Source organism: Pseudomonas sp. NFR09 (assembly GCF_900111535.1).
GTDB lineage: Bacteria > Pseudomonadota > Gammaproteobacteria > Pseudomonadales > Pseudomonadaceae > Aquipseudomonas > Aquipseudomonas extremorientalis.
Window position 1 is genome coordinate 186355 of sequence record NZ_FOIH01000003.1, and the last position, 21357, is coordinate 207711.

Sequence of the window (21357 nt, forward strand, 5' to 3'; positions counted from 1 at the left end):
ACTGCGACTGTGCAGCAGAGACTTGGGCGGGCATCCCGGTATCAGTAATCGGTAATAGACGCGGAGCATACCTAGGGGGTAGGAAAATTACTTGTGAAAGTGCTTGGATGCCTGGCCAGCTGCAAATGCAGTTAGAGTGGTGATCATTATCTTGATCGCTGTGTGAAAAATGAATGCTCCACTTTTTGTTTCTCTGGACGGCCCCAAAGGCACCGGCAAAACCACGCTGCTGGAGGCCGTAACGGCAGCTCTTAGGGCGGACAACAAGAAAGTCATCCGGCTTTGCGAGCGAAAAAGCGATCCCTATAGAGGGGAAACCATGGCCCTGGTGAACGAACTTGCCAGAAATCCTTCACGGGATCTGGAATGGGCTGTGTGCGAGCGCTTTGCCGACAGTCGCAGTTGGATATCCCGGAATGTCCTGACTCGGCAGCCGTTGGGCAGCATCATCTTGATTGATCGCTGGTATCCGTCTGAGGCTGCGTTTCGACACACGATTCCATTTGCAGAGATTCTGCGGTTGAACCTGGAGCGAAGCGTGCGAGTGCCGGATCTGCATGTCGGTGTTATCACCGCGCCGGGTATTTCATGGGCGAGAGCAACGGCACGTTCACGAGGATTGGGCGGCACTGTGATTCAGAAGTATGCAGAGCATGTTGCATGCACAGAGATGTTCGAACGGGCGGTTGTGGGTCAGGGCTGGGTGTTGTGTCGTAATGAAGGTGCGATTGAAGAGGCAGTGAAGCAGGTGGTTGCTGAGATCCATAAAGTAGCTGAGCGATAAGCCTAGAGTAATACATGATTTAACAAGTGGGCGATGTCAGATGTTCATAAGCGGCTCATGAGCCTGAAATTACTGGCCAACCGCTCTAGAAATTAACGCGACTGTTCATCGATTGATGTTCATAAACCTGACTTTACTGGCCTCAGTTCAAGGCAAAGAAGTTTCTACGAAGCTCGGGGCGATTCACGCTGACGCGGCTGCAGACACAGCGCGCCAGTGAGTTTGGGAAACTGCTGCCGCATCAGTGGGTACCGGTCTGACTTACGCAAGGTGAGTTGGGCGGACGCTTACTCGTTCGAGGCAGAAAAGCAAAGAAAAGCGCGACCGAAAGGTCGCGCTTTTTGTTTGTTTAGGCGAAACGGAATACTTACTCGAATGCCCGAAAGCCCTCGTTGCAGTACCACTCACTTTTGAGAAGCGCTTGGTACATAGCGGTATCCCAAGCATTCATATGGACAGCCTTTTTTCCGACCGCAATGACTCGAAGGTGGTCTTGTACTCCGGCTAAAGCAGAGGCCGACCATACCAAGTCAAGCGTGTCCTTGAGGTTGGCGAGTTCGTTACTGGCCTCGATAGAGAACCGTGAGGCCAGCTTGTAGTCTCTGAAATGCGCCAACACCCTAGTCTTATCGATCAGATCCCAATCCTCTGGGGGACTCACGAAAAACTCCAGTACTGGCGGGGCGCCCGTAAGCACCCGCGCGTGCAGCCACTGGTCACCGGTCATCCGTGGATGCTCAAAATACGGGTGGAGTGTTTGTTGGTCTTGCGTGGTCGCGGTGGCGGCATTTTTGCCGGTATTGCAGTCCTTGCACGCTGGCACGAGGTTCCAGGGCAGAACAGATAATATCGGAAATCTAGCTTTCGGCAGGTAGTGGTCGAGGGTGCTAGCTTGTCCGAACCCGCAGAACGGGCATTTTTTACGCGGAGCCAGACCGAGCAGGTCGGTGTACACCCTCCTGGCAGGCTTCGTGTCAGCCACCATGTGAGAAGAGTATGTAGCTTTCAGCTCCTTCTTGGTTACCTGGCCAACCACGATGTCATCGTTATCACAGTCGATAGCTGGGATCGCGAAGAATTGATTGATAAGGCCTTTCTGCTGGTACTCTTCCGCGGCAGCAACCACCTCCGCTGTAATGGCTTGCAAGCGCGCTCTTAGATCCTCGTCAGCAATGCTGTTCACGCAGAGGCTGTAGACCATCTGCGGATCCTGAGCGGGAGCGCCTATTGCTCTCATTGATCAGACTCCCATTGCTTGTCACGCGCGATAGTCATGGATCTCAAAAGTGCCTGGCCTTCGGTGCCAATCTGACCTGCATAGTCACCCTTGATTTGCTCAAACGCAGCACCTGTCCGGACGTCGGCGGCCAGGAGTTCATGGAAGCCTGATTTGCTCACCTCCAGACCAAAGACGTGTCGAGTTAGAACGCCAACGTTCTCTGCAAACGTCTCGGCATCCGGCCGGTCGACTGTCGCTGTCTCGCCACTCCTGTTGATAATGGACACACAAGACTTTGGCACTTCCTGCAGGACGACAGGTGAATGGGTAGCAATGATGGCTACAGCATTTCGCGCAGTGAGCAAATCGGACAAGGCCCGGGTGAAAGCAGACAGCAGAGGAGGGTGCAGATGGCTTTCTGGTTCATCAATCAATACCAGCGTTTTCTCGTCAACGGTTTCGACGAGCTGGGTAATGGTCAGCAGAACAATAGCGTGGCCAGAGCTCATTCCTTCGAACATGGTCGTACTACGTAGGACGAACTCGGACTTGGTTTCTGATCTATCGGCGTCAAAAACCTCAATCAGCTGGAGGAGATTCATTTCCTCGAAATTGAAGTCAGACTCAAGCTTGTGAATTGCCTTGATCCACCGTGCTCTTTTTGCGCTTAGGCTGAGGCAGACTTTGAGGCTATCGGCCAAATCCGTGCAGAGGTGGGGCTTGGTCTTCAACCCCCAAACATTCTCTCCCTCGGCGGCTAGCACCCTGTGCTTCAGGCCTACATATCGATATCTCATTCCCTGGCTGGGATCATCCTGGTTCGGCGGGGGGTCAAATGGATCGAACGCGCTGAATGAAACCGACACCACACCTGCAAAGTCATCATTGGTGAGCGGTCGCTTGAAGCTCCACATGTTCTTGTCGAAAAAGCAGCCTTTGGCGTACACCTCATCACTTGGCGTGACCAAGGAGTCAACCATGCCATTCAATAGGGTTGTTTTACCCACCCCGTTTCGGCCGATCAAGATGTGAACGTTACTGGAGGGTTTGACATCAGGATCGACACTGAACTCGAGAGTCAGCGGTGCGATACCGTCTGATCTTGCCTTTTCATAGAAGAAGTCGTACGGGGTCACTGGGGCGTCCCCGGTGAGGATCCGCTTGAATTGGTGGTCAATCGTTGTTGGGTTCACTGCCCGAAGCAGGGAAGTGCTAAACGCTAACTCTGAAGAGGAAGCCTCCCGACGCTCTTTGGAGAAAGCCACATCCCCTAACGCGTTGAGGATTGCGTGAGCGTCCTCCAGCGAAAACAGCTCAAGTAGTTTTCGATAGTATTCGACGTCCTGCCCCAGGCTGAAGAATTTGGGTTCTAGCGACGTGAATTCATCAGGCATCCCATGTTCTGTCCAGCCTTCAGGTTGCCCCTGGTAAGCGATCTTCAGATCACCAACTCTATGTTCGACCCCACCCCCATCAACGATGATCAGGGCAAATTTGGTTTTGTAGCCGTAGTCGTCCCAGTTATCTACATACAAGACCCCCGAGTTTCTTGCATCCTGCTGGAGCTTACCTCGGTGTTGAACCTTGATGAATTTCATACTCATGACGTCCTTGCTCTGAGGGCACACGCAGCGTGCTTTTGGTGTGCGATGGCCATTTGACCTCATTCTACCGGATCGATAACGTCTGAGAAACCTGATGGGATTTAGTGGACTGGTGGAAGCAAAAACGCCGTCTGAAAGGGCAGACTATTAGAAATTGGCATCTTTCGGCGGCTGATCTGTTACCTGTGCCGATTCAGCATGGTGTAGTGGTCTAATGAAACCGGACACCCCGTTAGGCGAGAATGCTCGCCTAACGGGGTGTCTGATGACCAAACTGCGCCGTATCGCCAGCGGCTCTGGCGATACCGCATCCATCAGAGCATGAGTCGCCGAGTTAATTGCTACGACAACTCGCCAATGGAATGTGTTTTCCGAAGCCTGAAAACTGAGTAGATACCGACCGTGGGCTACATGGCGGACCGAGAGGCTCAGCACGATATCAGTCATTATCTGATACATCGCTATAACTTGATTCGGCTACACCAGTTCAATAACGGACTGGCACCAGCTCAGTCCGAAAAAGACTTAACGTCGTGTCCGGGATCAGTTGATCCACTACAATGAGCGCCGTCTGTGTTTGCGAAACCGAGAGGAACTTTACATCCATCTCTACGCCACCTTTTTCTATTGATCTAAACTCGGCGCACTTCTGAGAGCGTCAGGACAGGCGGACGGCTCGTGCAGCAACCGGAAAATAGAGCCATCGCTGGCTCACGGGCTTGCCGGTTGCGCTGAGAAGGGCGTGGGCATAGGACTCTAGCTGTGGCCCATGCAAGGCTATCAGGTCGTCGTCTCTGGCTGGCCCCACGGGGTTCGACTTGTGGTCCACCAGAATCCAGCCGTCTGGCAACTCCACCAGCAAATCGATGCGGCCCCGGATACGAGTGCCGTTCGGGCCATCTGCTTCGATGGGTACCTCGACGTAAACGGGACAGTCGGGCCAGCGCTTGGCTATCCAAGCTTGGAACGCTGAGGTCTGGGTGCACACGGCATCCTTATCTACAGAACCAGCCACGGCCCAGGTCTTCAGAATGCCCTCAACGTCAGGGGGAGAAATACCGCCAAGCACGCCTGCGCGTGCGATACATAGGTGAAGCGCCGTGCCCAGCGATGCCATGTCGGGCTTGCCTGCCAGGCTTAGCCGAACTCCGACGGCGTCGGTCTCGACAACCGTGAATGCACCGCCCGAAGCAGAGCTCGGTCGGTGCCACAAAGGTTCGGCCTGCACGCGCGGACGAGTTGTAAACCAGTGGCAAGCCTCGGGGGCTTTGGCAGGTGGCTCCGTTGAGCACTCATCCTTGTTCCAGGACTTAGATAGCCTGGAAAGCTGTTTGCCTTCGGAAGTCGTTATTATTTCTGAGTCACCGAACAACAGCTCGGCTGCACCTTTAATCTCGCTGACCCAGGCGCGGCCCGGGCCTGACCTGCGCACGAAAGATAGCGCGACGTTCATATCACGTGCACGGGTCAGGCCCACATATAGAAGACGCTTGTTCTCCGCCAATGCCTCTGCCTGCATGGCTTGGCCAGTTACGCTGGCTTCGGCATTGAGTGCTGCTTGGGGCTGGGACCGCTTGCCCCAGCTCTTTAACCAGCAGTGGACGAAGCGGTTGGCGAGTGGTTGCTGCGGGTCGAAGTCTCCAACTGTCCTCGCGCGCACGCCCCAAAGAGAAGTACGTGCTAGCGCATCGAGGCTTGTCAGCACGACGGCTGGCCACTCCAGTCCCTTTGCCCCGTGATAAGTGAGAACCGAGACTGCGTTGTCTGCTGAAGTTGCCCGATTATCATCCTCTTGGCTAGCGAGTTCGTCCAGCCAACGAAGCATGCCGCTAACCGTCGCTGGCCGCTTCGCGGCGACGCACTCGTCCTCGAAAGTCTTTCCGAGCTCAACCAGTGCCTCGACGTTGGACATCCGGTTGCGGCTCTCGTGGGGGGAGGTGGACCATTGGCCGACCAGTCTTGCCACTTGGGACTCGGCAGCAGCAAGTCGCAGCACTTCTAGTGGCGTCAAAGCCATTAGCGTCGGACGCAGTGTTTCCAATCGGGCAATTAGTTTATGGGCGCTATCGCCCGTCGTGAGCCACTCGTATGGCTTGGCCTCGTCCGTTGCGAGATGCTGCAGCCTGTCTGCAAGCCAGGTTTCGATCGGAGTGCTGTCAGCCAGGGTTAGAACCAGCGCGGTGGCGACAGTGTCGGTTGGGTCGTTCATACGCCTCAGGCAGGCCATGACATAGATGGCTTCGGCAGTTCCCAGTAAGCCGGAGCGTGGGCTGGCTGACGGGATGCCCCAGTGGGTGAGCGACGTAACGGCAAATTCGACCTGGTCGTTGTAGCGACAAAGCACTCCTATATCGCCGGCCTGAATCGGACGGAGCTCCTTGGTGTCCTTGTCTTCGACCTTGGCCCCGGACTCCAGCAGCTCGCGGATGGCCTGGCCAAGACATAGGTAATCCGAGTCGTTTCGGCTGCTCTCGAAGTTCCAGTTCAACAGCGCGGGCTGGTCCGGAATGTCCTTGCGCAGTGGCTGCAACCGGACCTGTTCGGGCGTCAGCTCGGGCTCGAACGCAGAGATGAATAGACCATTAGTGAGCGAGACCAGACTTTCGTTGGAGCGCCTGGAGGTGTCCAGGACCTCCCCTAAGATTCCGCCCCAGCCCTTGATGGCGTTGAGAACGCCGGAAATGAGGCTTGCGTCAGTTCCGCGGAAACCGTAGATAGCCTGCTTGGGGTCGCCGACCCACACCGACTTCTTAGCCAGCTTTGCCAGCTCGATGAAAAGCGCCAGCTGGAGAGGGCTAGTGTCCTGGAACTCATCAACCATGATGAGATCCAGTTCTGCCGCCAAGACTTCCCGGACAGATGGCTTTGTCCTCAACGCACGTAGCAGCAACACCTCTTGGTCGCTGAAGTCGACTGCACCCAGCGCCTTCTTAGCCTGCTCGTAGGCATTGAGAACGTCGGCGGCGAGGTTGAATATCTGGTCAAGGTACTGGCGGACTTCGGCATGAAAGGCCGGGTGAGACTCGTGGACCTGCGCTGCGGATTTGACTGGCGCCACGATATCTCTGACCTTGGCGCCGGCGTCAAATCCGGCTGCGCCGATCCAGTCGGGCCAGCACCAGCGGCCTTCACGGAAGAGTCGATCTAGCTTCTGAAGTCCCTCTAGGCCTTTTAATAGGTTGTCTGCAACTTTGGCACCGACAGCTTGCTGCTGTTTTACGTATGCCGCTACCCCCTTGTGTGCTTCGGCCAGCGCAGTCGCCAATGCTTCGGTTGGGTCAAGCCCCGTAGCTGGAGCAGGCCAATTCTCGAGCATCGCGTCCGCGTTCTGGGAACCCATCACTCGAAGCTCCTCCGGTCCAATATCGTTGTCGAGCGCGGCCTTAACGACAGCCTCAACAGTCTTGGACCAGTCCACCTGCTCGATGCCGAACCGCTCAGTGAGCCGAACAAGCTCCGTTTGAGCGTCGGCTTCCATCGACTCGGCAAGTGTAGCTTTGAGCAGTCTCTTGGATTGACCTTCGCCCAATACAGTCTGATCGGGAGACAGGCCCAGCTCAAAGCAGAACCGCTTGAGCATCTGGCCGCAAACGCTGTTGACGGTGCCCAAGCGGGCCTGGCCGATAGCTGTGGCCAGGTCGATACGTCCATTTTCCAGCAGCCAGGAGCGGGCTCGTTCGCGAAGCTCGGTAGCGGCCTTCACGGTGAAGGTCGTGGCCAAGATGGCGTGAGGGCGCGCTGTGCCCGATTCGAGAGCTTGAGCAAGTGTTTCGGTCAGCTTGTAGGTCTTGCCACTGCCGGCGCCTGCACTGATGAATTCGATGTTGTTCATCATTTCCAGCCTCCCAGCAAGATAAGGTGGTCTCGGTCCCATTTGTTTGGACCGTTGACCGGAAGGGTTCCCTCAGGGCCTTGGAACTCGTCACTCGGATCTTCCGGAACGACTTCGATGGTCCCCGCATCCAACTGCTGCTTGCGCCACTCCCACGTGGCGCGGGCACGGTCTAGTAGGTTGGAGACGGTTACGCCTTCTGGCGGTCTTCTGACTTGCGCTTTTGGGAGAATGTCGGCAGCGGTGATGTACAGTCCGCCGCTTTCCAGGATGAAATAGCCAAGCGCGGCGGGTGCGACACCGCTTGTTTGCTCTATGAGGCTGGAGTAGAGCGCCAACTGTAGGTGCTCACCAGAGCGAAGCAGCCCAGCGTAGTAGATATCGCCTCTCCACTTTATGTCCACGGCGACAGTTCGCTTGTCACCAAGCGTGACCAAGAGATCAATTTTGCCGATCAGCGGAACTGCTCCCAAGGTTCCTCTGAACTCCACCTCAGTCTGAACCTGAACGGCACCTGCGAGCCTGAGGTGATCGAGGAGACTACCTATGGCTCGTTCGCAAACCTTCCGGAAGTGTTGCTGCGTTACCCCCGCACCCTGCATGAGCAGTACAGCGCCTTCAGTCAGCAAGAGCGAGTCGGCTTCGGCGCGGAACCAGGCAACGGCATCGGCGTTTGACCAACTCAAGGCATTGTTGTGCTCGAAGAGTTTCTCGAGCACCCGATGAGCGAGGATGCCCAGCAGGCGGTTGCCCTCATCCACCCCCAGGACTGAAGTAGGATCTAGCTTCGCCACTCGTTTCAAAACGAATAGGGCCGCGTCATTGAAGAGCTCGTTGAGCGTAGTAAACGACTGTGAGGCGTCACCGAGCTGCACGGGATGAGGGAGTTGGATGTGTCGTGGAGTAGCGGGCAGCGCCTGAGGTGCAAGCACCTCGGCGGTTACCCCGAGAAGCGTGGAGTTGAGTGCAGTGTCCAAGTCAAGCGAGGTGGACTCGATATCCGGTACGAGCTTCTTAATAAGCTGGCGAATCGGATGTATTTCTGTACCAGGAGGAGGGCAGACGATGATGAATTTTTTTCTCGCGGCAAGTAGTGGCCGCAGCCACTTCAGTGCTAACGACACAAGTTCACGCGCCGGGTCTCGCAACTGCACACCTGATTGAGTCAGAGCGTTCACCTCGGCGGGAGACCAAGGTAGAGGCGAGGGCAGGGCAGGCGTCGACGGCATCCACCAGATCACTTCATCAGCTGCTTCGATGCACGCGGCTGCCGTACTGGTCGAGCGCATGCAACCAACTTGGGAAACCGCAGTGGGGTTGGTTGCTCCGGCGGGTGTGGCGTGGGCAACCAACTGCTCAACTTGTCGAGGCAATAGCGTAGCCATACCTTGCCGAGCCAGCTCGATCAACGCTTCTTGAACAGCCGCACATTGGCTATGCGCCGCAACAAAGCTTGCCGCGTCAGCGGGCTCACCTGAGAGGCGACGCCGCATAGCCTCCTGCATTCGATCGACACGAGCAATAAGTGCATCTAGCGGCACGCCAACTGTGCGTGACCAGCGCTCTGACTCCAGCCAGAAGGTGATTTCATTTGTCACTTCCTGGGCATCGTTACCTGCAGCGATCCTGTTCTTGACCGTCGTCCAAGCTTCGCCACCTATCCCGGGTTGCTTGGCGACAGCGCGTGCGAGCTTGCTTCTCGCAGCGCGACTGAATGGGCCGACAGGATGGGTCAGGAAGTCCAACAATCGGTTCATGTCCACTGGATCCCAGCACAGCTCCAATGCAAGGGATAGAGCCTGAAGTGCTGGGCGGAGCTGACTAGGGCGTTCGAACCCGCAGCTGACGTTGCCAGTCACGGACAGCGATACGTCCAACGAGTCTCCACTCTCCTCGGCCAAGATCATTCGGTCTTCGGGCATGTGCGCGTGTTGCATGCTTAGCCAGTGTTCTGCAGTAGTGGCTGCGAGGGTGTGTACCAGCAAAACGCTCCCGTCGGTCTGCACGGCCGAACTCCCCGCAGAGCCTCCGTTCAGTACGGTCAGGGCGTGCTCCTGCACCTCGCGAAGTTGTCCTGCTCCCTGTGGTTCAGGAAGGCGAACTTCAACCTCGGGCAGGCAATCCAACACCTGTTGCCAGAGGCGCGGGAAGTCCTCCGGCGGGTCAACCAGGTGAACTGACTTGATGGGACCGGGGCCGGAAGCACTCAGAGTGTGTATCACCAGATACAAGCGCTCGGCCTCTCCTGGCGGTAGAGCTGCGAGAGCGGCGTTTTCGACGGCTGCAAGGTCCTGGATTCGCGGTGGGTGCTCCGGGTTCGCGCAACCGTCCCAGCCGCCAAGCCGCCACTCGTCACGCCAAGCCAGGAGGCGCGCGGCCGTACCGATACTGTCGACTTTCAAGGACTCACTGTAGAAGCGCGAGCCGTTGTCATGGGCCCGCAGCAGACCTAAGTAAATGGTCACGCGTCTGGCCGCTGAGGCTTCTGGAGCGCTTAGACCAAGGTAGGTCTCCAGCAGTGACAGAAAACCGAGGCGACCGACTATCGGGCTATTGAAGAAGTTCGTTGGGGACGGGCCCTGACGGGCGTCCAAGAAAAGGCCAAAAGTGATGTGCATGCTGCGCTGACTTCCTTGACGGCAATCGAATGCAGGTGTCCTATTGCATCTTGTTCCCCTGCTCCTGATCGACAAGACTAACCGAAAGCCGCCATTCGCGTACCGTTATTGAGCATCTGTTTGACTGATTGAAGGAGCGCCACCACTTGGCAACCCTTTACTGCAACCTCGCAATAAATATCGGTTTTCCGTCACGCAGTGGGCGCCGTTCGCTCTGGATGAATCACCGCCTACAAGCATTGGCTGTGGTGGTTACGCACTAGAATGGAAATAGCACGACCTACTCGCGCAGACTGGAACGCATGCAGGTTGCCAGTGCATGGCTTACGTCGCCCTGGACTGTGCCCAGATCGGGCTGAATAAGCATGAGTTCGAACAATCTTGCGCCTCACTATATAAGATGTGAAACCAGCCGGGGAGTGGAGCCTAGCCACATGGAGAAGTACACGTTTATCGATCGGTATTTTCACAGCCAGCGCGAACTGTTGGACATCAGGCATTCTGAAGAGCGAGACATCAACACGCTGTTTACCTACCTGAACAACCTCCAGTCTACGGCTGATAAGCTGCTTGAGCTATTCGACTGCAGCATCAAAACTGCTCCAGAATTCAAAATACTCCGGCTTATCAGAAACTATTTTCACCATGTCGGCGACGTTGACGAAATTCGTCTCCGTGTCAAGGTCGAGGAAAATATTCTCGTTAGCCATTCGCAACACCTTCTAATACCACTAGAAGTGCTCGCAAAAAGCGTGAAATCATTTATCGATAACACGATACCTGACGAAAAAAACAAAAATTACAAAGCCAAATTGCGATTCGTTCAAAGGGAAATGAGTAATATCGCTGAGATCTTCGACTACGCCGAAAATCTCATGAAAGACCTCGAAATGTTCTGCCAAAAGCCTAGCCTAAGGCTTGACGGAAGGGTCTACGAACTCGGATTTGATATGTACAAATTCGTTTTCAACATTACGAATACTATTGCAGACAAATGCCGAGAATTCCCAGAGCTACGCGAAAAGAAGGTAATCCTGGAGCTCGATTGGTCTTATCGCGCTGAAAACAACATTGGCAAACACGACGTTTTTTGCAGCCCGTCCAACGTACCAATCACCACCACCGAAGGCTTCGTATACGCTAAGGACATTGATCTGGTTCGTTAACTTGCTTGCTGTGAACCGCCTGCGTTTGCAGCCCGCGGAAGCAAACAGACAAGGAGCGGCACATTGTCAGCTGAGAACCAACTAACAGAACCTGATAACCAAAACGACTCAATCAAGCCAAAAAAGGCGTTCGTGCTCACCGATGAGATGCGCCGGCGGATAGCGGAATCGGAAAAAGAGCACCGTCGTTACAAACGTCGGGAGAGGCGGTTTGAGTTCAGCCGGATTTCCTGGTTTTGGGATGAATTCCCGAATGAGGAGCTCTACAGGCCTCCCTTGGCTGAGCGACGCAACACGCGCCAGGAAATGGCATATCACCGGTTTCGACAAATGATGAGTTGGTCGTTCTGGTCGCGGATGAAGTCAGGCGCCGGTATCAAGCTCGCAGCGGTGGGGGGGTTGGTCGCCGCATTCATTCAGGCAGCTCCGCCATTGAAGGGCGTAGAAGCCGCGGTCGGGCCTTTGAGCTGGTTGCTGGTGGGCGGGGGCTTTTACTTGTTAGCGGTGATCTGGTTCGAGTGGAAGTGTCCGGTTCTGCTAAAGCGCACGCTTGCTGAGAAGGAGGAATACCTTGGCATTGAGGGGCGGCGCTGGCTACTCGCTCTTGTTGAGGATGAGCTGCGACGCTGGTGGGGCGTTAAACCTTATGACTTGGATGTAGGCGGAATTAAACCAGAGTCCTATAAACACCGACTTGCGCTTGACATCACTCGACATGGTGAAATTCCAGCCTACGGCGGCTTTGGTGAATTCGCATCCGCACGGATCGAGTATGCACTTCATGAATACGCCAAACTGACATCGACAGCGATTTGGCGAGAAGAATTCAAGCCGAACGAATTCCAAAAGTTCATGCCGGTACATCGAATGTGCCCACGTAATATGCCTCTGCGTAAGCTCCACTTGAGCGTCATGAATGAGAGTGAGGCGGAAATGGCTAAGGTGGGCAAGGAGGGCGACTTGGTGGTGCGCTGGTTCGACAACTCACTGGATTTTCAATCGCGGCTACCACCCCCCCGAAATTTGGTGGTGTCGGCGTACGCGGAAGATTTCATCTACCTGTTCCGCACCGACGCTTCTGCGCTGACATTCACTCGTATTGTGGCGCAGTGGCAAAACACGATGCGCCCGTTATGCCGGCTCACTCTCATTGGCCTGTTCCTGGCCAGTGGCGGTTGCTTCTTGTGGTTTGTCTTCCTACAGCTGAAGATTCTCCTGCCGAATCTACTTTGAGTTGCTGTCTGACGAAGTCTCAGCGGCAGGCAGTGAGCCTGCCGCATCAAACTCCCAAGCAAGAACCTAATTCAGGCTTGAGGGGAGGTTGGAGTGGGCGGTTTGGCCGGCTCCGCCTCACTAGCCCGAGTCTGTCCACTTCGGGTTTTATCAATGCCCCACACCGCCTTCGCGACCTCCTCAATTTTCGCCACGAACTTGTCGACGTTGAAGCCAGCTATGAAGGCCAGTGCGAAAAATCCAATTTCGCTTGCTCCGGCGTTCGCGGTCGACTCCAGTACCAACAAGCCTGCCTTCAAGAAGAGGTAGCTCACCGCACCGGCGATTGTACTGGTGATGGGGCGGATGAAATACCAGACGTGCCAGTCCGGATCCCAGCGCTTGTGGACGCACTTGTTGAGGTAAATCGCACGGAAGCAGTACAGGGCGCCGCCAACGTAGGCGATCGCGCCACACATCAACGGCACTCTCAGAGGCCTAAATCGCCTCAAAGTGGCAGGCCAAAATGGCCTCATCGATATCCATATCTCGGCTTTTGGAATAGGCGTAGAAAGCCTGGATCGCGCGCAGGTGCGCCGCAGCCGTGTTGTAAGCGCGGTGCCTGAGTTTGAGTTGGACGTAGATGAACGGAATGAGTATGGGCAACGGCGTCGCATCACCAGCTTGTACAAGCAGCGGTAGTCGTTGACCTGAAGAGAAACGGCACTGAATCAGTTTCATCGACAGCCACCTCATTCAAGGAATTGTCATGAACACTATGGACATGGCCCGTTGAGAGAGTAGACGTCACAAACGAATTCGTCGAATCAGTGACTTACGTGGCTTATGAACATATCTGACATAGCACCTGATTTAACATAATATACATTATGCGTAATGTCGTATTGCGCAATCAGAGGCAGTGCCCGTCAGATTTCAACGGGCAAAACCCCTGTCATGCTTAAACCTGAGCAAAGCCTCCATCGACAAACATTTCACTGCCCGTCATGAAGCTGCTCTCATCCGATGCCAGGAACAACGCGGCGGCTGCCACTTCTTCAGGTTGACCAATGCGGCCCAGTGGAACCTGTGCCGTCATGTCGTCGATAATCGCTTCCTTCTGGCCCGTGCCTGACAACGCCGAGTCCAGACCTGGTGTCGAGATCGGGCCTGGCGACAGTACGTTCACACGAATGCCGGTGCCTTTGAGATCCAGCGCCCAGCTCCTGGCGAAATTGCGCAGCGCCGCTTTGGTGGCGCTGTACACGCTGAACGCCGCGGTGCCCATCGTTCCGGTGGTCGATCCGGTCAGGATCACGGAACCGCCGGCCTTCATGAGTGGCAAGGCTTTTTGCACGGTGAACAGCGTGCCTTTGACGTTGATGCCGAACGTGCGGTCGAATGATTCCTCGGTGATCGAGCCGATCGGTTGGAAATCCCCCAGGCCTGCATTGGCAAACAGTATGTCAACCCGGCCCTTGGCAGCTTTGACCTGGGTGAACACACGGTCCAGGTCGTCCAGCTTGGCAATGTCGGCCTGGATGGCGATGGCTTCAGGCCCGATCAGCGTCAGCGCCTTGTCCAGTTCTGACTGTCGACGACCTACAATCACCACCTGTGCGCCTTCAGCTGCAAAGCGAATCGCGGTTGCCAGGCCGATGCCGCTGTTGCCGCCGGTAACCACTGCGATTTTCCCGTTGAGCTTGCTCATGATGACTCCAAGAAAGAATGTTGAGGCGCAACTCTAGATCCGCTCTATTCTTTTGAATAGTATGCACCTTTTAGTAAGTACCCTTGGGAGACACCTCAATCATGGCCAATAAGTCATTCAACTGCGGACTTGAGGCTGCCCTGGCGGTGATTGGCGGCAAATGGAAGCCGCTGGTGCTGTTCAACCTGGCGCAGAATGTTCATCGATATGGAGAATTAAGACGCGCGATTGGCGGTGTGACCGATAAGGTGCTGATCCAGCAACTCAAGGAATTGGAGCGCGATGAGATCATTTTTCGCGTGGATTTCCAGGAAATACCGCCCAAAGTCGAGTATTCCCTGACACCGTTCGGGGAGTCCCTGGCGTCGGCGTTGGGTGGATTGTGCCAATGGGGCACGCAGCATATGCAAACGGTAGAGCGCATCGCAGCACGGCGGACGTCTGCCCTCTCCCATTCCTGAGCCCCCTGCCCTGATTGCCAACTCAACTAAATGACTATTTAGTTGAGTTAAATCAATAGGTTACAAATGAAACCGATCAACTGACTGCGAAAGCTTACCGGCCAGGCCGGACAACTCATCCGTTGTCGACGCCGTTTGGCCAATGACGCGACTGTTGTTTTCCGACATGCCCGCAATCATCTCCACCTGGTGCGCAATTTCGTTGCTGGCCAGGCTCTGTTCACCAATGGTGCGGGAGATATCGTTGACCATTTCCGTGGTGTTCAAGGTGGCTTGCAGAATCTCGCGAATCGCCCGCTCCACCTCGGCGGTCACCGCCATGCCCTTATCCACCTGAGCCACGCCCTCCTCCATGCTGGTCACCGCTTCGCGCGTGCTCTGCTGGATACGCTGGACCATGCTGGCGATTTCCAGGGTGGAAGCACTGGTGCGGCCGGCCAGACTGCGAACTTCATCGGCGACCACTGCGAACCCCCGCCCCTGTTCACCGGCGCGGGCGGCCTCGATCGCGGCATTCAGGGCCAGCAGGTTGGTCTGGTCGGCGATCCCCTTGATCACTTGGATAATGCTGAAAATTGCCTCGGACTCCTTGTCCAGCGTACGAATCACCTGGGCCGACTGCTGCGCGGAGCGGGCAATGCCGCCCATGTCGTTGACCACCTGATGAATCACCCGCCCACCGTCCTTGGCCAAGGTCTCAGCCTGGTTGGCCATGTCCAATGCGCGCCCGGCATGCCGAGTGATTTCCTCGATACTGGCGGTCATTTCACTCGCGGCCGCAGCCATGGTGCTGGCCGCCGCACTCTGTTGCTGGCTGCTGCCGGCCACTTCATGGCAGCCGTGGCTCAGTTGCTCGCTCATGCCACTGACGCCGTGGGCGTTGCTGCGCACCACTTCGATCATGCCGCGCAAGTCCCGTTGCATGGTGGCGAGGCTGCGAATCAAGGCGCTGGCTTCATCTTTGCGCCGGGGTTCGACAATCGCTTCGCTCAAGTTGCCCCGCGCAATGCTGGCGGCAATGCGGCTGGCGGCCTGCAATGGCGCCATGATGCTGAGCATCACCCAGCGCCCCTGGGCCAACAGCAGTAAAAGGCTGGCGATCAACACTGCGCCCAGGGTGAAATTGGCGTTGCTGATGGTCTGCCGTGTGCCGACACTTGTCTGCTGGGTGTTGGTCTCGATCAGTTCGCTCAGCGCGGCCATTTGATCTTCAAGCTGGGTGAAAGCGGCATTGAACGTGCCCAGTTCCGCGCGAGCGGCTTCGGGACTGTCCAGCGCCAGGGCGACGATGCGCTCACCGGTGGCGATGTAGTTGTCCAGGCTCGGTTTGATTTTTTCCAGGTTGGCCTTGAGCGCAGCGTCCAGCGGAAGCGCGAGGTTATCCGACAGTACCTGGCGAAAGTGTTCGGCGTGTTCCTTGAGCGAAGCGTTGACCTCGGCCGGTGTGCTGGTGCTTTTGCCCAGGCCCACCAGCATCGCCGACAGCACATCGGCGCGCAGGGCGTCGTGCATCATGTCGGCTTCCATGTGGTTGCGCAGCACCGTCATGCTGACCTCGCTGTCCTGTACGGCATCGCCCATCCGTGAATTGCCCAGGTAACCGGTAAGGCTCATGATCAAAGCAGTGAGCAAGCCAGTCGCTATCAACAACATCAAGCGTAGTTTGATCGTCATGCAAAAATCCCCTTGCCTGGTCATCCGGTTGGGAGCCCAACCGCAGACGCCCCGCTTCTGATGTTATCGGCCACCGTCCCTGGTTATTGAAGCCTAAGTTTGCGGATCTGCGTGGATCCCTTAAGCTGACCGCCCTTTTCCGTGCGGAACCGCTCATGTCTCGACGTATCGCCCACCTCGCCCTGCTACTGGGGTTGATCACCGCCGTCGGCCCTTTCGCCATCGACATCTACCTGCCCGCACTGCCGACCCTCGGCGCGAGCCTGCATGCCTCGCCGGCGCGGGTGCAGATGAGCCTGACGGTGTTCTTCGTGATCGTCGGCGTATGCCAGTTGTTCTACGGGCCGGTCAGCGATGTATTCGGGCGCAAACCGCCGATCTATGCCGGCCTGGTGATTTTTGCCGTGGCCAGTGTCGGATGCGCCTTGGCGCCGACGATCGAAACCCTGATTGCCTTTCGCGCCCTGCAGGCTTTCGGCGCATGCGCCGGCATGGTGATTCCCCGGGCCATCGTGCGTGACCTGTACACGGGGCATGAGGCCGCGAAGTTGATGTCCTTGCTGATGCTGGTGATGAGCGTCTCGCCGATTCTCGCGCCATTGGCCGGCAGCCTGGTGATTTCGCTGTGGAGCTGGCGCGAAGTATTCGCCGTGCTGGCGGTGCTCGCGCTGGCGTGTCTGGTAATGACCATCGTGCAACTGCCCGAAACCCACCCTGCCGAACGCCGGTTGGGCAAGACCCTGGGCAGTGCCTTCAGCAGTTATGGCGCGTTGTTGCGTGACCCGGTATTCATCGGCCTGTCGGTGGTGTGCGGCTTTGGCCTGGCGACCTTCTTCGTGTTTATCGGCAGCGCGCCGTTCGTGTACATCGAGCATTACGGCCTCACACCCACGCAGTTCAGCCTGGCCTTTGCGTTGAATGCCGCGTCGTTTTTCGCCATGAGCCAACTCACTGCGCGCCTCAGTGCGCGCTTTGGCCTGGCGCCGTTGATTCTTTGGTCGGTAGCGGCTGTGGCTGCAGTGATGGCTGTCCTGGCCGTCACTACGCTGTGGGTCGACAGCCTGGCCCTGACCATGGCCTCGCTGTTTATCGGCTTCGGCTTTCTCGGCCTGCTGCTGCCGGCCGCCGGGGTATTGTCCCTGGAGGATCATGGTGCCGTGGCCGGTTCTGCCTCGGCCTTGCTCGGTGCGATCCAGATGATCATCGGGGCCCTGTCCATGACCCTGATCGGGGTGTTCGCCGATCACACGCCGGCGCCGATGCTGATCGGGATTGCGCTGTGCGCCATAGCGGCGATGTTCACCACGGTGTGGACACTGCGGCGCCTGCCGGCTCACCTGGCGAGCGCCCCACCCTCGTCCTGAGGGCGGCCCATGCACTTGAGGTTGGCGTTGCCTGGGGCCAACGCCAACCACTCGTCGGCCCTCGGCGGCATCCGTTACAACTATCAACCGGCCGGCAACTACTAATCCCATAGCCACGTTGGAAACTATGGAGATTGACATGACTGATTACCCTCGCCCTCCCTTCGCCCCCCAAGCGCAGACCGTACCTGGTTCGCAGAAGAAAATGGACCCGTACCCGGATTGCGGTGAACAGAGCTACAAGGGCTCCGGACGGTTGGCCAACAAGATCGCCCTGATCACGGGGGCCGACAGCGGCATTGGGCGCGCCGTCGCCATCGCGTTTGCCCGTGAAGGCGCCGATGTGGCCATCGCTTATCTGGATGAGCACGAGGACGCCAGGGAAACTGCGCGTTGGGTCGAGGAAGCTGGTCGCCAATGCCTGCTGCTGCCCGGCGATATCGCTCAGAAAAGCGTGTGCCAAGAACTGGTCGATAAAACGGTCGAGCAATTCGGTCGTATCGACGTGCTGGTCAATAACGCAGCGTTCCAGATGAGCCACGAGACTCTTGAAGAAATCTCGGACGAGGAATGGGTCAAGACCTTCGATATCAACATCACTGCAATGTTTCGCCTGTGCAAGGCAGCGGTGCCGCATATGAAGGCTGGCAGTTCGATCATCAACACCACGTCCGTCAACTCAGACATGCCCAAGCCGACGCTGATGCCGTATGCGGCCACCAAGGGTGCGATTGCCAATTTCACCGGTGGCTTGGCGCAGTTGCTCGGCAGCAAGGGTATACGCGTCAACAGCGTAGCCCCGGGCCCGATCTGGACGCCGTTGATCGTGGCGACCATGACCGATGAAGATGTGCAGAGCTTCGGCAGCGAAACCCCGCTGGGCCGCCCTGGCCAACCGGTGGAAGTCGCGCCGATCTATGTGTTGTTGGCCTCGGACGAAGCCAGCTACATCTCCGGATCGCGCTACGCGGTCACTGGCGGCAAACCTATTCTCTAAAACTGCATCGCCCCCCCTGAGGGGGGCTGCCTTCGCCAACCCTATAGGTCAAACCGGTCCACCGCCCGCCGCCGCTCATTGTCGTCACGCACGTCATAGCTGGCGGTGGTCTGGATATTGGTATGGTGTGCGAGCTTTTGCGCGATCGACAGGTCATGCTCCTCGATCACCCGGGTAATGAACGAGCGACGGAAGTCATGGGGCATGATCTTCACGCCCACCTGGTCGCCGCGCTGGCGGGCGATGTAGTAAATGGCATGTTTGGTGATGCGCTCGCGGGTGATGTGGCTGCCACGGCGGATACGGTTGAACAGGAAACTGTCATCCTGCTCGCCCTCCTTGAGCTGATCGCGCCGAAACGCCAGCCACGCCTGCAATTTGGCGAACGCCCAGTCCGGCGCGTACTTGATCAACTCCTTGTTGCCCTTGCCGATCACCCGCAGGCTGCGCTCTTCGAAGTTGATCTGGGCCAGGTCGAGGTTGACCGATTCCGACTTGCGCATGCCGGAGCCGTAGAGAATACCGATCACCGCGGCGTCCCGCAGGCCCTGGGGCCGTGGGTCGGCGGCGCAGACTTCCATCATTTCGCGGATCAGGCTGCGCCGCAGGTTGCGGCCCTGGCCCAGGCGCGTGCCGGGTGCAGCCTTGACCGTGCGCATGCGCAACAGGTGCTCCTGGCTGATCAGGTTCAGGCGCCACGCCTCATTCATCACCCCGCGCACCGCGTTCACATACAACGAGGAGGTATTCGGCGCATAACCGTCTTCGCGCAAGGCGGCGACCAGGGCAATGACGTGTTCGGGCTGCAGCAAGTGCCAGTCGATGTCTTCGAGGTTGATGTCCTCGAAGCCCAGGCGATCGGCCGCATCTTGCAGCACGTAGCGCATGGTCAATTGGCTGGAGGGGGCCAAGCGGGTGAGGTAGAGGGTCAGTGGGTTGCGGATAGACTCAGTCAAGCTAGATCAGCCTTTGGTTTAAATACACCATTTAACTGATTGTTAAATCGACATATTTACGATTGAACAGAGCAAAGAAGTCTAGCCCATGAGTGCCGCTGGTACAAAGTACTGAAACGTACCGCGAGGCGGTGCGTCAACGCGTCAGGTACGCGCCTTATTGTCCTATGGAGCGATAAGCCTAATCACTACCGGTCGAAGCATTTTCCTATGCTGCTTTGTAGGCGCCTTGCTTTATTTTCAGCTTTTCATCCCTGCTCATTCACTCAGACAAAGGTCACTTTATGCCTATTGACACTCCTACCTCGCGTTATGCGAACCCTAATCCCTGGGCTGTCAAGCACTCATCCATTGCTCCAGACAGCCAGCCCCCTGCGTACAACACAACACTGTATGCCCCCTCGTATTTTGCGACGGTGGAAAACAAAGCCAAGGTTGATATCTCCCGGGATGACTTCAACCAGATCAATAAGCAGGTCAATGCGCTCGATAGAAAAATCGAAAAGATAGAGCGATTTTCAACCCGATATCCAGCCGCTATAACAGGCAAAGACACTCAAACATTGCGCCAGACAATGCTCAACCTGCGCAATCATGTAGCGACTGGGAACGGCAAAAGCAATGAAATGCAGGCATTGGCCCAAACGGTCAACAATCAAACGACAGCCATTGCACTGAAAGCGTTACAGGGCGTGCAGAAGAATGAACATGGCACGCCGGCTTTCGCTCAGAATCTGCAATTGCTTTCAGATGTCGAAAATATGCAGCAAAAAAAATACTGATGGTTTTACCTTGAGGCCTTGGCAGCTAGTCGGGCTCAACCGGGCCGTCCTCGGTTTGCGGTTGGCTCCAAGTCTCATCCTGTTTCTGCATCAACGCAAACCATTGGGTGCGCATGAAATCCAAGTACGGAGCGGGCGCCTTGGCAAAGTCCTTCTCATCGCCATAACACCCCGGCAACGGCAACTCGGTGCCCTGCTCCTTGTACTGGCTGACCAGCGCCTGCTGAGCGGCCACGCTGCAGTCCTTGGGCAGCGGCATGCCGCGCAGGGCGCCGGCCTCTTCGTCCCACCAGGCCGCACCGACGCGGTCGACCCCACGCAGGCGGTACTTCTGCGACTTGCCGACGTGCATGATCAACTTGAATTCGTTGGGGCTGACATCACTGGTGCAGGTGCGCGAATAGCCCACGGTGGCCTGGGTGATGCCGTCGCCAGTGAGGTCGGTGATTTTGGTTGCAGCCCTGTCAAAGCGCAGGGACGCATCGAATTCGCAGTGCTGCACATCGTCGTAGAGCATCCACACGCGCTTGGGGCGGTTGCCGTCGATCAGGTACTGGGCCGCATACACGAATGCCGACTGGGTGCCGTCGTCATCGCGCTCGCTGACTTGTTCGGCGAGCACCAGCAGGTTCTTGCCTTGTTTATCGTCCCAGGTATACGCGGCGATCTGCTTGCCGCGCACTTCCACGCCGTCCGGCACCTGGTCGATGCTGGTCAGCGCCACCCCATCATCGGCGCGTACGGTGGTGATGCACGCGACGCTCATCAACAACCCCATCAACACTGGCCGCAATTGGCCGCGTAAAAGCTGCACGCTATTCATCCGTTCACCCTGGCAAGAGACGGCTTACTTTACCGGCACTTGGCGGGCATTGCAGAGAATATTCTTTACTGAACACCGGATTGAATAACATTGCGTTGCGCTCGCCCGGACGCATTGCCTGGCACCTCGTCCACTTAGCTGAACCCTAGCTGTC

Annotated in this window: 17 protein-coding genes and 2 pseudogenes; 8 read left to right on the forward strand and 11 right to left on the reverse strand. The window is 56.9% G+C overall.

What is annotated here, in order from left to right:
• Positions 1-169 precede the first annotated feature (169 nt).
• A complete protein-coding gene (locus BMX59_RS08245; RefSeq protein WP_093120995.1) occupies positions 170-784 on the forward strand; it encodes a dTMP kinase in 615 nt (204 codons plus the stop codon).
• Positions 785-1151: 367 nt separating this feature from the next.
• On the opposite strand, the gene BMX59_RS08250 is transcribed toward BMX59_RS08245, so the two are convergent.
• Entirely contained in the window at positions 1152-1985 is an 834-nt protein-coding gene (locus tag BMX59_RS08250) for an HNH endonuclease (RefSeq protein ID WP_093120996.1), read from the reverse strand.
• A 32-nt stretch (positions 1986-2017) separates the two neighbouring features.
• Positions 2018-3601 carry an AAA family ATPase gene (locus tag BMX59_RS08255; RefSeq protein WP_093120997.1) on the reverse strand — a complete coding sequence of 528 codons (1584 nt, stop codon included), beginning with the start codon at positions 3599-3601 and terminating at the stop codon, positions 2018-2020.
• 288 nt (positions 3602-3889) lie between these two features.
• Between BMX59_RS08255 and BMX59_RS08260 the strand changes: the two are divergent.
• Positions 3890-4158: pseudogene (locus BMX59_RS08260) on the forward strand (IS3 family transposase); the annotation flags it as partial.
• A gap of 107 nt (positions 4159-4265) precedes the next feature.
• On the opposite strand, the gene BMX59_RS08265 reads toward BMX59_RS08260, so the two are convergent.
• Entirely contained in the window at positions 4266-7442 is a 3177-nt protein-coding gene (locus BMX59_RS08265) for a UvrD-helicase domain-containing protein (protein ID WP_175486665.1), read from the reverse strand.
• Complete coding sequence (locus BMX59_RS08270) at positions 7439-10057, reverse strand: PD-(D/E)XK nuclease family protein (RefSeq protein ID WP_139212852.1); 2619 nt, start codon at positions 10055-10057, stop codon at positions 7439-7441. The genes BMX59_RS08265 and BMX59_RS08270 overlap by 4 nt, the downstream gene beginning before the upstream one ends.
• A gap of 434 nt (positions 10058-10491) precedes the next feature.
• Between BMX59_RS08270 and BMX59_RS08275 the strand changes: the two genes are divergently transcribed.
• On the forward strand, positions 10492-11223 hold the full coding sequence (locus BMX59_RS08275) for a hypothetical protein (protein ID WP_218189800.1): 732 nt from the start codon (positions 10492-10494) through the stop codon (positions 11221-11223).
• Positions 11224-11286: 63 nt separating this feature from the next.
• Positions 11287-12456, forward strand: a complete 1170-nt coding sequence (locus BMX59_RS08280; protein WP_093121000.1) for a hypothetical protein — start codon at positions 11287-11289, stop codon at positions 12454-12456.
• Between the two features lie 71 nt (positions 12457-12527).
• On the opposite strand, the gene BMX59_RS08285 is transcribed toward BMX59_RS08280, so the two are convergent.
• The 3 genes from BMX59_RS08285 to BMX59_RS08295 form a co-directional block, all read right to left on the reverse strand.
• Positions 12528-12914 (reverse strand): hypothetical protein, encoded by a 387-nt coding sequence (locus BMX59_RS08285; protein WP_256572941.1) that lies wholly within the window; start codon positions 12912-12914, stop codon positions 12528-12530.
• A gap of 19 nt (positions 12915-12933) precedes the next feature.
• Entirely contained in the window at positions 12934-13176 is a 243-nt protein-coding gene (locus tag BMX59_RS08290) for a hypothetical protein (RefSeq protein WP_256572942.1), read from the reverse strand.
• A gap of 220 nt (positions 13177-13396) precedes the next feature.
• Positions 13397-14146 carry an SDR family NAD(P)-dependent oxidoreductase gene (locus tag BMX59_RS08295; RefSeq protein WP_093121001.1) on the reverse strand — a complete coding sequence of 250 codons (750 nt, stop codon included), beginning with the start codon at positions 14144-14146 and terminating at the stop codon, positions 13397-13399.
• Positions 14147-14247: 101 nt separating this feature from the next.
• Between BMX59_RS08295 and BMX59_RS08300 the strand changes: the two genes are divergently transcribed.
• Complete coding sequence (locus BMX59_RS08300; RefSeq protein WP_092243557.1) at positions 14248-14607, forward strand: winged helix-turn-helix transcriptional regulator; 360 nt, start codon at positions 14248-14250, stop codon at positions 14605-14607.
• Between the two features lie 60 nt (positions 14608-14667).
• Here BMX59_RS08300 and BMX59_RS31030 read toward each other — a convergent pair whose 3' ends face one another.
• Positions 14668-15531, reverse strand: a complete 864-nt coding sequence (locus BMX59_RS31030; protein WP_371322057.1) for a methyl-accepting chemotaxis protein — start codon at positions 15529-15531, stop codon at positions 14668-14670.
• A pseudogene (locus BMX59_RS31035) lies at positions 15526-16305 on the reverse strand (MCP four helix bundle domain-containing protein); the annotation flags it as partial. The pseudogene BMX59_RS31035 and the gene BMX59_RS31030, both read right to left, overlap by 6 nt.
• A gap of 131 nt (positions 16306-16436) precedes the next feature.
• On the opposite strand from BMX59_RS31035, the gene BMX59_RS08310 reads away from it, so the two are divergent.
• Positions 16437-17645, forward strand: a complete 1209-nt coding sequence (locus BMX59_RS08310) for a multidrug effflux MFS transporter (protein WP_092243563.1) — start codon at positions 16437-16439, stop codon at positions 17643-17645.
• A 139-nt stretch (positions 17646-17784) separates the two neighbouring features.
• Positions 17785-18642, forward strand: a complete 858-nt coding sequence (locus tag BMX59_RS08315) for an SDR family oxidoreductase (protein ID WP_093121002.1) — start codon at positions 17785-17787, stop codon at positions 18640-18642.
• 41 nt (positions 18643-18683) lie between these two features.
• On the opposite strand, the gene xerC is transcribed toward BMX59_RS08315, so the two are convergent.
• The gene (gene xerC, locus BMX59_RS08320; RefSeq protein ID WP_093121003.1) at positions 18684-19598 is read right to left on the reverse strand and encodes a site-specific integrase; all 915 of its coding nucleotides are present in this window, start codon (positions 19596-19598) and stop codon (positions 18684-18686) included.
• 284 nt (positions 19599-19882) lie between these two features.
• Between xerC and BMX59_RS30060 the strand changes: the two genes are divergently transcribed.
• A complete protein-coding gene (locus BMX59_RS30060; protein WP_092243576.1) occupies positions 19883-20380 on the forward strand; it encodes a hypothetical protein in 498 nt (165 codons plus the stop codon).
• 25 nt (positions 20381-20405) lie between these two features.
• Here BMX59_RS30060 and BMX59_RS08330 read toward each other — a convergent pair whose 3' ends face one another.
• Positions 20406-21203: a M949_RS01915 family surface polysaccharide biosynthesis protein gene (locus tag BMX59_RS08330; RefSeq protein WP_093121005.1), complete on the reverse strand. Its 798-nt coding sequence runs from the start codon at positions 21201-21203 to the stop codon at positions 20406-20408.
• Positions 21204-21357: the final 154 nt, after the last annotated feature.